The organism is Devosia sp. SD17-2 (assembly GCF_029201565.1).
In the GTDB taxonomy this organism is placed as follows: domain Bacteria; phylum Pseudomonadota; class Alphaproteobacteria; order Rhizobiales; family Devosiaceae; genus Devosia.
Genome location: NZ_CP104002.1, coordinates 2,701,826 through 2,713,964, shown reverse-complemented (window position 1 = coordinate 2,713,964; position 12,139 = coordinate 2,701,826). Strand labels below are relative to the sequence as shown.

Here is a 12,139-nt window from a genome sequence, read left to right as displayed (position 1 = left end):
ATCCCTCGGCTTCATCGCCCTCTGGCCCCTCCGGGGAGAGGGGTGGGGTGAGGGGCCCTAACAGAGAGCCCGAGTCTCCCCTCGCGAGACACCTCTATTGCATACGGAATTTCCGTTTCATTTCTGGCGAAAATCGCTTAATCATTCCGCCAAGGTTCGGCCGGCGCTGATGCCGGCCAAGAGGGTGGAGAGTTTCGCATGTCTATTCGTTTTGGCCTGCTCGGCGCGGGGCGCATCGGCAAGGTTCACGCCAGGGCCGTGACGGCCAATCCCAAGGCCCGGCTCGTCGCCGTGGCCGACGCCTTCCCCCAGGCCGCCACGGACCTCGCCAGCCAGTATGGCGCCGAAGTGCGCACCATCGAAGCGATCGAAGCGGCCGCTGATATCGACGCCGTCGTCATCTGCACGCCCACCGATACCCATGCCGATCTGATCGAGCGCTTTGCCCGGGCCGGAAAAGCCATCTTCTGCGAAAAGCCGATCGACCTTGACGTCGAGCAGGTAAAATCCTGCCTCAAAATCGTGGATGAAGTTGGCGGCACGCTGATGGTCGGCTTCAACCGCCGTTTTGACCCGCATTTCCAGGCCGTGCGCAAGGCCATCGACGAAGGCCAGATCGGCGACGTCGAAATGGTCACCATCGTCTCGCGCGACCCCGGCGCCCCGCCGGTTGACTATATCAAGCGCTCCGGCGGTATTTTTCGCGACATGACCATCCATGATTTCGACATGGCGCGATATCTCCTCGGCGAGGAGATCGACACGGTCAGTGCCCAGGCATCCGTTCTGGTCGACAAGGCCATCGGCACCGCCGGCGATTACGACAGCGTCTCGGTCATGCTCGCCACCGCTTCGGGCAAGCACGCTACCATCTCCAACTCCCGCCGCGCCACCTATGGCTACGATCAGCGTATCGAGGTGCATGGCTCCAAGGGTGCCGTCGCCGCCGAGAACCAGCGTCCGGTTTCCATCGAGATCGCCAATGCCTCCGGCTATACCCGCCCTCCGCTGCACGACTTCTTCATGACCCGCTACACCGAGGCTTATGCCAACGAAATCAGGAGCTTCATCGATTTCGTGGGATCAAAATCTCCGGCCTCGCCCAGCGGCGTTGACGGCCTCATCGCGCTTGCTCTTGCCGAGGCCGCGGTCAAATCCGTCCAGGAAGGCCGCGCCATAAAAGTCAGCGAAATCACCGGCCCCCTGGCCGACCGCTCGGTTTTCCAGGGGCGTTGAGACAGGCCTTGCACGATCTCCTCCCTCCCCTGGATGGGGAGGGCCGGGGTGGGGTGGAGCCACAAACGCAGACTTTGCGGCCGGCATACCCCCACCCAACCTCCCCCTGATAGGGGGAGGAGCCCGCCGAGGCTCAACCATCCCCTCAGCACACTCGATGCGTCCCTCCCCCTACCAGGGGGAGGCTAGGAGGGGGGCCTCTTCCGAACTCAGAACGCTGACCCCCAAAAAACAAAAAAGGGCGGGAATGATCTCTCATCCCCGCCCCCTCAAATAGAAGTGCGCCTTACTCAGCCGGCGCCATGTCCTTGCCGGTGTAGACCTCGTCGACCCAGTACTGGTCGCGGCGGTCAAAACCGTTGAACGGCGTCAGCGAGGCCTGGGTATAGGCACCCATCAGACCGAACTCGATCCAGTCGTCCTCATCGATATCGGCCGGCAGGGTGAACACCTGGGGCAGCACGTCATAGCTGTCGCAGGTCGGGCCCCACAGTGTGAACTCGCTGAATTCAGCATTGTTGTCGTGGATGCGCGGACCGCGCCACACACGCACCGGCGGGGTGAAGTGCATGAACTTCGCTTCCATCAGCGCGCCATAGGCACCGTCATTGACGTAGACGGCCTGGCCGCCGCGCTGATGCTTTACGCGCAGCAGCAGCGAGGTCGAAGACGTGACGATTGCGCGGCCGGGTTCGATGATCAGCTCGGGCTTGCGCTTGCCGAAATGGTCTTCGACGGCATTGCCGATGGTCTCGAAATAGTGGTCCATCGGCGGCGCTTCGCTGGTCGGGTAGGGGGCCGGATAGCCACCACCGATATTGAGGCGCTTGAGCTCGATGCCGGCTTCTTCGACGATACGCGCAGCGGCCGCGATATGACGCTCATAGGCATAGGCGTCTTCGCACTGCGAACCGACGTGGAAGCAGAGGCTGGGCGTATAGCCCATCTTCTCGACAGCGGTGACGATTTCAGCCGCGCCCTGTTCCATCACGCCGAACTTGATGCCGAAGTCATAGGACTTCAGTGCCTTGCCGGCCTTGAAACGGGTGGTCACTTCCACATCGCGGCTGGGCGACACGACGGACGCCAGCTGGTCGAGCTGCTGGGGATGGTCGATGGTGAAGCTGCGAACGCCGAACTCTTCATAAGCGCGCTCGATTTCGCGCTTGTTCTTGATCGGGTTGTTGTAGTGCATCACTGCGCCCGGCGCGTAGTCGCGCACCAGTTCCATTTCGCGGTTGGACGCCACGTCAAACGCCTTGAGCCCTTCGGCGTGCAGCTGCGCAATGATGTGCGGGGAGGGGTTACACTTCACCGCATAGGTCAGCAGCCCGTCAAAGCCCTTCCGGAACACCTTGATGGCGCGATGAAACTCCCGCTCCGAGAACAGGAACGAGGGATAGTCCGGCGCTTCCGCAGCAATCAGTGCGGAAGTGTTGGGATAGACGGTTTTCGGCTCGTCGGTCATTGGACAACAGGCCTTTCGGGGCTGGAGGAAGTGCGGGGAAAGTGCTGTGCTACCGGGGAAAATCTGTCCCTCGTATTTTGCCGGTAACGCATCGAAATGAGCGCTGCATATAGGGCTGTGTGCCCCCCGGCGCAAACGATTATTTGCCCCTGGAAACAACAATGTTCACGCGTCATTTTCGTGACAGATTTCGGAGGTTTTCGTGGGGCTTGGGCAACGCCTCTCCGCGGCCTGGTATGAGTGAATGGGAATTGAGCCATGTCATTAAGAACGCTTATGTTTTCGGGTGTCGCTTTGGCCACCTTGGGGCTTGGGGCCGCTCTGGTTCTCTCACCAGTCAACGCGCCGGCCTTCGCTCAGGTTCAGTTGCAATTGTCTTCGCCCGAGGGCAGCGATCGCGTCGTCCCCGCCAGTGACGGCCAGATCAAGCTCAGTTTTGCCCCGGTGGTGAAGGCCGTTTCGCCCTCCGTGGTCAATGTCTACGCCACGCGGATCGAGTCGCGCGCCGTCTCCCCCTTTGCCAGCGATCCCTTCTTCTCCCGTTTCTTCGGCGAGCAGTATTTTCAGACCCGTCCCCGCGAATCCCGTTCGCTCGGCTCGGGCGTGATCGTCGAAGGCTCCGGCGTCATCCTCACCAACAGCCACGTCATTAATGGCGCCAACGATGTCCGCATCGCCCTCAGCGATGGGCGCGAGTTCGCCGTCAATATCGTCGTCGAGGACAAGCAGACCGATCTGGCGGTACTCCGCGTCCGCGATCCCAAAGGCACGAGTTTTCCCGCCATCACCTTTGCCGACAGCGATGGGCTGCTCGTCGGCGACCTTGTCCTCGCCATCGGCAATCCCTTCGGCGTCGGCCAGACTGTCACCAGCGGCATTGTATCCGCCTTGGCGCGCACCGGCGTCGAAGCCTCCGAGTATGAATTCTTCATCCAGACCGACGCCGCCATCAATCCGGGCAATTCGGGTGGCGCCCTGGTCGATCTCGACGGCCGCCTGGTGGGCATCAACACCGCTATCTTTTCCCAGTCCGGCGGCTCGGTCGGCATTGGCTTCGCCATTCCCGCCAATATGGCGCGCCTCGTCGCCGAAGCCGGTGTCAGTGGCGGCGAGATCGTCCGCCCCTGGTTCGGCGCCAAGATGCAGACCGTCGATGCCGACATTGCCCGAAGCCTGGGCATGGACGCGCCCCATGGTGCCCTCCTGACCGATATCGCCGCCGGCGGCCCGGCCGAACGTGCCGGCTTCCGCTCGGGCGATGTCGTCATCTCCGTCGATGGCCAGCGCGTCGATGATCCCAGCGCCTTCAACTTCCGTTTGGCTACAAAACCCATAGGCCAGGTTGCAAAGCTCGAGCGCCTGCGCAGCGGTTCGGTCGAGACACTTGATTTCACCGTCGAAGCCGCGCCTGCCGCCGGCGACGACGCTATCGCCAGCATCTCGGGCAATTCCCGCTTTTCCGGTGTGACCGTCCGCCAGCTCGATCCCGCCCTCTCCGAGGCCAAGGGGCTTCCCTATGACGCCACCGGCGTCATCATCACCGAGGTTTCTCCTGGCTCGCCCGCCGAGGGCATGGGGCTGCGCGTTGATGACGTCATCCTCTCCCTCAACGACATCGATCTCTCCAGCGCCAGCACCTTCCAGCAGATCGCCTCCCAGCGCGTCCGCACCTGGCAGATCATCCTCCAGCGCAACGGCCGCGTCACCCGCTCGATTGTAAGTGGCTGACAGCCGTGCCCCAAAGGGGAAAGATCGCTCCAGTGGAGCGATCTTAGGCTGTCAGGCCCGAAGAGCTATGCTCGCAGGGCGGGCAATCCGGCCCTTCGGGCAAATTCGCTCCAGTGGAGCGAATTTAGGTCGTCAGGCCCGAAGAGCTATGCTCGCAGGGCGGGCCAGAGTTAAACCAGATTCAATCTCTCGGACATCGATTATAAGTCCTTGAATCTAAAAGCTGAAAATCTCGGACTCTCTCAAGCCCTTCGGCTCCTTCGGCTCCCTCGTCTTCCTCCCCCTCGTGGGGGAGGGATCAAGGCTAGGGGCTTCGGTAGCCATCCGCAGATAGTGCGAACCCCGACGCTCTCTGCTAATACGCTCTCATGTCCGATCTCTTTTCTGCCGATCCCCAAGAAACCGACAAGGCCCGCCCGCTGGCCGACCAGCTGCGGCCGCGCACGCTGGACGAAGTCATTGGCCAGGAGCATCTGCTTGGCCCCAGTGGCACGCTGCGCCGCATGCTGTCGTCCGGCCGTCTGGGCTCGCTGATCCTCTGGGGCCCGCCCGGCACCGGCAAGACCACTGTCGCGCGGCTCCTCGCCGATCAGATCGGCTTCAAGTTCGAACAGATCTCGGCCATCTTCTCGGGCGTTGCCGACCTCAAGAAGGTTTTCGAGAAAGCGCGCTTCGAACGCCTCTCGGGCCACCGCACGCTGCTCTTCGTGGATGAGATCCATCGCTTCAATCGCGCCCAGCTCGACAGTTTCCTGCCCGTCATGGAAGACGGCACCATCGTCCTCGTGGGCGCCACCACGGAAAACCCGTCCTTTGAGCTCAACGCCGCCATGCTCTCGCGCGCCCAGGTGCTGCGATTCCAGTCGCTTGGGCCGGAGGATCTCGAAAAGCTGATCGGCCGCGCCGAAACCCTGCTCGGGCAGACCCTGCCGCTCACCGAGGACGCCCGCCAGACCCTGCTCGGTCTCGCTGATGGCGATGGTCGCGCGATGCTCGGGCTCGTCGAGGAAATCCTCGCCTCTGTTACGCAGGACGAGACGCTCGATGCTAACAGTCTGCTAACAATAGTGCAGCGCAGGGCACCGATTTACGACAAGGCGCAGGACGGCCATTACAATCTGATTTCGGCCCTGCACAAGACCATCCGCGGCTCCGATCCCGATGCCGCGCTCTACTATTTTGCCCGCATGCTCGATGCCGGCGAGGATCCGCTTTTCCTCGCTAGGCGCTTGATCCGTATGGCTTCTGAAGACATTGGCTTGGCTGACCCGCAGGCGCTGCAGCTGGCGATCGCCGGTCGCGACGCCTATCAGATGCTCGGCTCCCCCGAGGGCGAGCTGTCCCTTGCGCAGGTCGTCGTCTACCTTGCGCTCGCACCCAAGTCGAACGCGGTCTACACCGCCTACAAGGCTGCGGTTTCCCTTGCGAAATCAACGGGTTCGCCGATGCCGCCAATGGTCATTCTCAACGCCCCGACCAAGCTGATGAAGGGCGAAGGCTATGGCGGCGGCTACATCTATGACCACGACACGCCCGAAGCCTTCTCCGGTCAGGAATATTTCCCAGAAAAGCTCGGCCGGCAGAATTTCTATCAGCCCGTGGAGCGGGGCTTCGAGCGCGACCTGCGCAAGCGCATGGACTATTTCGCCCGACTTCGTGCTGAGAAATCAAAGCCGAGGGACTAGTTATCCCCCTTGGGTCCGGTCTGCATTATCCTGATCCGGCCGATCGCGATCCCATAAAAGAAAAACGCACCGGCCGGGGCCAGTGGCGTTCTTCTGGTCAGTTGCTGTGGTGCCACGCACCGACCTTGCCGCTTTGCAGGCCGTAATCATACAGCATGCTGAGCCATTGTGGGGATCCGAAGAGGCTGCTGCTCTCGGGGAATTCAGCCGGGATTGCCGTCACGCGGTAGCTGACGCCGCTGTCCCGCGCCGAATGGGCCAGTTCGGCCAGATTGGCGCGACCGAGATATTTCAGCATGGTCGGCACGGCGCGCTGCAACAGGTTCACGCTCGAAATCTGCACCGTCTCGCGGGTCGGCTCAACCACGCCGTTGAAGATCACATAGAGCTTGGCCGAGCCATTGCCGCGATTGCCATAGCCGCCGGGCATCAGCAGCACCTGCTGGGTCACGCCGCCGTCGACATGCAGCTCGTTGAACGCCTGCCCCTGGGCGGCAACATCCACCAGCACGGGCGGGAAAACCCCGGGCACGGCGGCCGAAGCCAGAATGATGCTGTGGACCAGCTGAAGACGGTTGGGCAGCGTGCTGTTGGCAATGGCGCCGATATCCCAGACCACCGGCCGCTGCGCGTCGAGATTGGTCGTGCCGATATAAAGGCGCCGGCCCTCGCGGTGTGCCTTGGCGATATCGTTGAGCACGTTCGCGTCCACCACGGTGGCGATCGCCGACTGCAGCGGTGCATTGCTGAGGATGGACGGCGCGCCGAACACCGCCGACAGGAAATCCGCCGCCGGATTGGTGGCTTCGGTCAGCGACGAGAAAACCACCTTCAGCCGCTCGTCATAGGGCGTGCCGAGGAAGGCGAGGGGGGCAATGATCGCGCCCACGCTGATTCCGGTGACGACTTCAAACTCCGGCCGCTTGCCGCTTTGCGACCAGCCAACGAGGAACCCGGCGCCATAGGCACCGTTGATTCCACCACCAGACAGGGTAAGAAAATCAACGCGTCCGTCCGAACCCGGCTTAACGCGCGTATGGCTGAAGGCAAACTCGGGGTCGTCGCCCCAATAGCGCAGCTTGGCCGTAGTGCCTACGCTGGCGGTGTCGGCCAGGGCCGCGGGGATCGCCGCGCGTTTCGGCGCCACGAAGGAACAGGCACCCAAGGCGATGGCCACAGTCATGATGACAGAGAATTTCAACAGACGGTTCATGCGCCAAGAATTCCGATACCTGAGATTTGATCGAACCTTAGAGATGAGGAATGAGAATGGCGCAAACAAATTGTCGCGCTTTGCGCGCACTTGGTTAGGGGAAGATTAGCCATGGCCAGCGTGCTTCTCGTAGGGGCAGGGGGCGCCATCGGGGCCATGGCACGCTATGGGTTCGGCCTTTTATTCAGCCGCCACTTCGCCACGACTTTCCCCCTCGCGACCTTGCTGATCAACATCCTGGGCTCGCTCGCCATGGGCCTCGTCATCGGCCTTTTGTCACGGTTCATGCCGCCCTGGCAGGAGGCGGCCCGCCTTTTCCTCGCTGTCGGGGTTTTGGGTGGCTTCACCACCTTTTCGGCCTTTTCGCTCGACGCCATTACACTTCTTGAGCGCGGCGAATTGGCAAACGCACTGTTCTATGTCGCCTTGTCGGTTGTGGTTTGCCTCGCCGGGCTATATCTCGGGCTCTTGATCAGTAAAGGCGGAGCGGCATGAGCGCGGTCCAACATAAAGAAGTCACCCCAGACGAAGACGGCATGCGCCTCGACCGCTGGTTCGCGCGCAATTTCCCGCAGCTGGGTTTTGGGCGTCTGCAGAAGCTTATCCGCAACGGCGACGTGCGGGTCGACAAGGCACGCGCGCAGACCAGCACGCGCGTAACCGCCGGCCAGATCGTCCGCGTCCCGCCCATCGATGATCCCGGCACGGTCAAGCCGCTTCGGGTCAATGAAGAAGACGTGCGCTTCCTGCGCGATATCACCCTCTACGAGGATGATGACGTCATCGTCTTCAACAAGCCCCACGGCCTTGCCGTACAGGGTGGCAGCGGCACCACGCGCCACCTTGATGGCATCATGAAGAGCATTCCGAACGCCCAAGGCGAAGCGCCACGCCTCGTGCATCGCCTCGACCGCGATACCTCCGGTTGCATCATCGTCGCCAAGACTGCCGCTGCCGCCAAGCATTTCGGCTCGGTGTTCCGGTCGCGCTCTGCCCGCAAGATTTACTGGGCCATCGTCGCCGGTAACCCGACGCCCCGTCAGGGCGAAATCTCCTGCTTCCTCGCCAAGCAGGTGACCGAAGACGGGGAACAGATGGTCGTCGTGCGCAATGGCACGCACGGCGCCCAGCACTCCTCGAGCTATTACTCGACCACAGACACCGCCAGCCGGCGCTTTGCCTGGGTCACCCTCAAGCCTGTCACCGGCCGCACCCATCAGCTGCGCGTCCACATGGCCCAGCTCGGCACGCCCATCATCGGCGATCCGCGCTACTTTAACATCGAGAACTGGCAGGCTGCCCCAGGCCTAGGCGAAGGTCTGCACCTTCATGCCCGTCGCCTGTCGCTGCCGCTGCGCAACGGCAAGCGTCTCGACATTTCGGCTCCCTTGCCGCCACACATGCGCGAGAGTTTTGAAGCCCTTGGCTTCGAAGCAGACCGCTACGACGTCCAGACGACCGATCCCGAGGACGCTCCGTGAAACTTGTCATGTTCGACATGGACGGGACGCTGATCGACACCGAGGCGCTCATCACCGAGCACATGACGGTGACCTTCACCTCGGCCGGTCTGACGCCACCCACCCCGGCGCAGTCGCGCCGGGTGATCGGGTTGTCCCTTCCTGTCGCCATGGCCCGCCTGCTCGGCTCGGACGACACCGATCTCGCCAATCGTCTGGCTGATGACTACCGCGCGCATTACCGCGCCGCCATCCTCACCGACGAAGGCCGGGAAGGGCTCTTCCCCGGCGCGCTCGAGACCCTCAACCTCTTGCGGTCGCGGGCGGACACGCTCCTCGGCATCGCCACCGGCAAGGGGCTCAATGGCGTGCACCGTCTCACCGCGATGCACAATATCGCCGATCACTTCGTCACCCTGCAGACGCCGGATCACAATCCGTCCAAGCCCCACCCGGGCATGATGCTCCGCGCCATGGCAGAGACCGGCGCCGAGGCACGTGACACTGTGATCATCGGCGACACGACATTCGATATAGAAATGGGCAAAGCGGCCGGAACCCGGGCGATTGGCGTCACTTGGGGCTACCACCAGCCCGAAGAGCTGATCGCCGCTGGAGCCGATGTGCTGGTGGAGAGCTACCACGAGCTGCCGGCCGCTATCGACGCCCTATTGGAGGCCTGACATGCGCGACCAGTTGGAAGACGCCCACAAGCATATGAACGACGGCTACGGCCGCGCCCAGCACCTCAACAAGGTCGAACTTCCCAAGCGCTTCTATAAGGAAGTCGACGTTGCCCGCGTCGACGACGGCTATGCAGTGACGCTCGATGGCCGCCAGGTACGCACACCCGGCCACAAGATCCCGATCTTCGTTCCGGCCCTCAGCATCGCCCAGACGCTGGCGGCGGAGTGGGCGGCGCAGGGCGAATTCATCAACCCGGCGACCATGCCCATGGTCCGCCTGATCAATTCGGCGGTCGAGAGCGGCGATGAAAAAATCCCCGAATTCCGGGCCGAAGTGGGAAAATTCGCGGCCGGCGATCTCCTGCTCTATCGGGCCGATAGCCCGCAGGAACTGGTCGCCGATCAGGAGCGCGAATGGGACGGTGCACTCATCGCCCTTGCGCGCAAGTTTGACGTCGCCTTCCAGCCGACCATCGGCATTATCCATCAGGAGCAACCTGCGGAGACGCTGAGGAAGCTTGACCTGGCCCTTGAAAATGAAGGGCTTTTGTCGCTGACGGCGCTGGTCTCGATCACCGGCATCACCGGTTCCGGCCTGCTTGCCATCGGCCTGCTGCATGGCCTGTTCACGCCCGATCAGGTCTGGACAGCCGCCCATGTGGATGAGGATCACCAGATCCGCCTGTGGGGTGAAGACGAGGAAGCCAGCGAGCGCCGCGCCAAGCGCCGGGTCGAATTCGACATCGCCGTTGCCGTCGTCGAAGCTCTCAAATAAGGGCTTGTTGCTCGCAGACTATTAGCATTCGCGACGTTCAGCTGCGAATGCCCACGATCCAGTCGGCCGTCTCGGGAGCAATTTCCCGCAGCGGCCCGAGGACGAACTCGCGCTCATGCGCGAACGGATGGGGCAGGGTCAGCCGGCCTGTGTGCATCTCGACCCGCTCATAGGCGATAACGTCGATGTCGATCAGCCGCGGCCCCCACACCTCGTGCCGCACCCGACCCATATCCCGCTCGATATCGAGACAGACATGGAGCAGGTCCACCGGCTCCAGATCGGTCTCGACCTCGGCCGCCATATTGGCGAAATCGGGCTGATCGGTCTTGCCCCAGGGCGCGGTGCGGATCACCGAGGATTGCCGCGTCACCGAAATATCTGCATGGGCATCCAGCCGCTTGATCGCTTCGACCAGTTGCGCCGCCGGGTCGCCGATATTGGCCCCGAGGCTGAGCCAGGCGCGTGCCATTATTGCGGCCTCACGCGGTGGAGTTCGATCGCCGCTTCGCCGCGCACCATGGCAATCGGCGCTTCCGGCTTGCGGACCCGGATGATGATCCAGTTGATCTCCTCAAAGCTCTCGAACAGCGCCGTAACGATATTCTGGCCGAGTGCCTCGATCAGCTTGGTGCGCTTGCCGTCGAACGTCGCTTTCACCACGTCAAAAATATCGGCGTAGGAGATCGTATGGCCCAGCGCGTCGCTGCTAGCCGGAGCCGACAGGTCGAGGCCGCATTCGAGGTCAATGAAAAAGCGCTGGCCGAGCTTCTTTTCCTCCTCGAAGACCCCGTGATAGCCGTAGAAGCCAAGATCGCGAAGGATGATGCGGTCGCCGGAAAAAGCGGTGGTCATGTCAAACTGTTCCTGTGTCCGGCGGCCCGTAGAGTGTCGCCTCGGCGACCCGAAGTGCATCGCGATTAGCGCGCACGTCGTGCACGCGAAAAATATGGCCACCCGCTGCATAGCCGAGCGCGGTGGTGGCAAGCGTCCCCGGTAGTCGCTCGGAGGGCTGATTGTCCAGCAGTTTGCCGATCATCGATTTTCGCGAGGTGCCGACCAGCACCGCCAGATCTGGAAAATCGAATCTGAAATCAGCCAGTTGCCGGAGGATCGTGTAGTTCTGCTTGAGGCTCTTGGCAAAGCCGAACCCCGGGTCGAGCACGAGTTTGTCGCGCGCCAGCCCCGCCCGCTTTGCAATGGTGACGGTGGAATGGAAATAGTCCGCCATGGCCGGAACGGGCTCGGTCTCTTCCGTCCAGCTCCGGTCCCAGTGCATGGCAATCACCGGCGCCTGATAGAGCGCGGCAATCTCTGCCATTTCCGGCGGGCCCTGCAGCCCATTGACGTCATTGATGATATCAGCGCCGGCCTGAATGGCCTGATCGGCGACGAGGGGCTTGTAGGTGTCGATGGAAATCGGCGCCGCGATTCCAGCTGCCCGCAGCGCCTGGATGACCGGCACAACCCGATCGAGTTCTTCCTGAACGCCTACCGGTGCTCCGCCGGGCCGCGTGCTTTCCCCGCCCACATCGATGATGTCGGCCCCGTCGGCAAGCATGGCGCGGGCATGGGAAACCGCCGCTTCGATCTGGTCGTGCTGCCCGCCATCGGAAAAGCTGTCCGGCGTCACATTGAGAATACCCATCACCAGGGCGCGCCGCCCCAGCACCAGCGGTGGTCGATTGGCAGGGGCGATTGTGTGGCTGCTGTGCATGGCTTTCACTCCGGAATGGGCTTGGCATAGCGGGCGGGAGCCGAAAAGGCGAGGGGAGCATGACATGGTTATGGCAGCGTTCGCGCCCTTACCCCCACCCGGACTCCCCCCGATTGGGGAGGGGCGGCCAGTGGCTCACCAGCGGTGGAGTCGACTCGGAAGTATCCCTCC

12 protein-coding genes are annotated in these 12,139 nt (G+C 62.6%); 7 read left to right on the top strand and 5 right to left on the bottom strand.

Annotated features, from left to right (window positions below):
• The first annotated feature begins 198 nt into the window (after positions 1-198).
• Complete coding sequence (iolG, locus tag NYQ88_RS13265; RefSeq protein WP_275651612.1) at positions 199-1,236, top strand: inositol 2-dehydrogenase; 1,038 nt, start codon at positions 199-201, stop codon at positions 1,234-1,236.
• A gap of 286 nt (positions 1,237-1,522) precedes the next feature.
• Here iolG and NYQ88_RS13260 read toward each other — a convergent pair whose 3' ends face one another.
• Positions 1,523-2,704, bottom strand: a complete 1,182-nt coding sequence (locus NYQ88_RS13260) for a hypothetical protein (protein WP_275651611.1) — start codon at positions 2,702-2,704, stop codon at positions 1,523-1,525.
• A gap of 258 nt (positions 2,705-2,962) precedes the next feature.
• Between NYQ88_RS13260 and NYQ88_RS13255 the strand changes: the two genes are divergently transcribed.
• Together NYQ88_RS13255 and NYQ88_RS13250 are read left to right on the top strand one after the other, a co-directional pair.
• Complete coding sequence (locus NYQ88_RS13255; protein WP_275651610.1) at positions 2,963-4,432, top strand: Do family serine endopeptidase; 1,470 nt, start codon at positions 2,963-2,965, stop codon at positions 4,430-4,432.
• Positions 4,433-4,800: 368 nt separating this feature from the next.
• Positions 4,801-6,117 (top strand): replication-associated recombination protein A, encoded by a 1,317-nt coding sequence (locus tag NYQ88_RS13250; protein WP_275651609.1) that lies wholly within the window; start codon positions 4,801-4,803, stop codon positions 6,115-6,117.
• A 97-nt stretch (positions 6,118-6,214) separates the two neighbouring features.
• On the opposite strand, the gene NYQ88_RS13245 is transcribed toward NYQ88_RS13250, so the two are convergent.
• Positions 6,215-7,330 (bottom strand): patatin-like phospholipase family protein, encoded by a 1,116-nt coding sequence (locus NYQ88_RS13245; protein ID WP_275651608.1) that lies wholly within the window; start codon positions 7,328-7,330, stop codon positions 6,215-6,217.
• Positions 7,331-7,441: 111 nt separating this feature from the next.
• Here NYQ88_RS13245 and crcB point away from each other — a divergent pair, with 111 nt between their 5' ends.
• From crcB to NYQ88_RS13225, 4 genes are read left to right on the top strand one after another with little or no spacing between them, the layout of a single operon-like run.
• A complete protein-coding gene (gene crcB, locus NYQ88_RS13240; RefSeq protein ID WP_275651607.1) occupies positions 7,442-7,825 on the top strand; it encodes a fluoride efflux transporter CrcB in 384 nt (127 codons plus the stop codon).
• On the top strand, positions 7,822-8,811 hold the full coding sequence (locus NYQ88_RS13235) for an RluA family pseudouridine synthase (protein WP_275651606.1): 990 nt from the start codon (positions 7,822-7,824) through the stop codon (positions 8,809-8,811). The genes crcB and NYQ88_RS13235 overlap by 4 nt, the downstream gene beginning before the upstream one ends.
• Positions 8,808-9,473 carry an HAD-IA family hydrolase gene (locus tag NYQ88_RS13230; RefSeq protein ID WP_275651605.1) on the top strand — a complete coding sequence of 222 codons (666 nt, stop codon included), beginning with the start codon at positions 8,808-8,810 and terminating at the stop codon, positions 9,471-9,473. Before NYQ88_RS13235 ends, NYQ88_RS13230 begins: the two co-directional genes overlap by 4 nt.
• Position 9,474: 1 nt before the next feature.
• Positions 9,475-10,251, top strand: coding sequence for an ATP12 family protein (locus NYQ88_RS13225; RefSeq protein ID WP_275651604.1), 777 nt, complete (start codon positions 9,475-9,477; stop codon positions 10,249-10,251).
• Between the two features lie 37 nt (positions 10,252-10,288).
• On the opposite strand, the gene folK is transcribed toward NYQ88_RS13225, so the two are convergent.
• From folK to folP, 3 genes are read right to left on the bottom strand one after another with little or no spacing between them, the layout of a single operon-like run.
• A complete protein-coding gene (gene folK / locus NYQ88_RS13220; RefSeq protein ID WP_275651603.1) occupies positions 10,289-10,723 on the bottom strand; it encodes a 2-amino-4-hydroxy-6-hydroxymethyldihydropteridine diphosphokinase in 435 nt (144 codons plus the stop codon).
• Positions 10,723-11,106, bottom strand: a complete 384-nt coding sequence (gene folB / locus NYQ88_RS13215; RefSeq protein ID WP_275651602.1) for a dihydroneopterin aldolase — start codon at positions 11,104-11,106, stop codon at positions 10,723-10,725. The genes folK and folB overlap by 1 nt, the downstream gene beginning before the upstream one ends.
• Position 11,107: 1 nt before the next feature.
• Positions 11,108-11,968: a dihydropteroate synthase gene (gene folP / locus NYQ88_RS13210; RefSeq protein ID WP_275651601.1), complete on the bottom strand. Its 861-nt coding sequence runs from the start codon at positions 11,966-11,968 to the stop codon at positions 11,108-11,110.
• Positions 11,969-12,139: the final 171 nt, after the last annotated feature.

What these genes read in the sequence shown, in the direction of transcription:
- iolG (WP_275651612.1), top strand. Translation starts at nt 199, where the DNA reads ATGTCTATTCGTTTTGGCCTGCTCGGCGCGGGGCGCATCGGCAAGGTT.
- NYQ88_RS13260 (WP_275651611.1), bottom strand. Translation starts at nt 2,704, where the DNA reads ATGACCGACGAGCCGAAAACCGTCTATCCCAACACTTCCGCACTGATT.
- NYQ88_RS13255 (WP_275651610.1), top strand. Translation starts at nt 2,963, where the DNA reads ATGTCATTAAGAACGCTTATGTTTTCGGGTGTCGCTTTGGCCACCTTG.
- NYQ88_RS13250 (WP_275651609.1), top strand. Translation starts at nt 4,801, where the DNA reads ATGTCCGATCTCTTTTCTGCCGATCCCCAAGAAACCGACAAGGCCCGC.
- NYQ88_RS13245 (WP_275651608.1), bottom strand. Translation starts at nt 7,330, where the DNA reads ATGAACCGTCTGTTGAAATTCTCTGTCATCATGACTGTGGCCATCGCC.
- crcB (WP_275651607.1), top strand. Translation starts at nt 7,442, where the DNA reads ATGGCCAGCGTGCTTCTCGTAGGGGCAGGGGGCGCCATCGGGGCCATG.
- NYQ88_RS13235 (WP_275651606.1), top strand. Translation starts at nt 7,822, where the DNA reads ATGAGCGCGGTCCAACATAAAGAAGTCACCCCAGACGAAGACGGCATG.
- NYQ88_RS13225 (WP_275651604.1), top strand. Translation starts at nt 9,475, where the DNA reads ATGCGCGACCAGTTGGAAGACGCCCACAAGCATATGAACGACGGCTAC.
- folK (WP_275651603.1), bottom strand. Translation starts at nt 10,723, where the DNA reads ATGGCACGCGCCTGGCTCAGCCTCGGGGCCAATATCGGCGACCCGGCG.
- folB (WP_275651602.1), bottom strand. Translation starts at nt 11,106, where the DNA reads ATGACCACCGCTTTTTCCGGCGACCGCATCATCCTTCGCGATCTTGGC.
- folP (WP_275651601.1), bottom strand. Translation starts at nt 11,968, where the DNA reads ATGCACAGCAGCCACACAATCGCCCCTGCCAATCGACCACCGCTGGTG.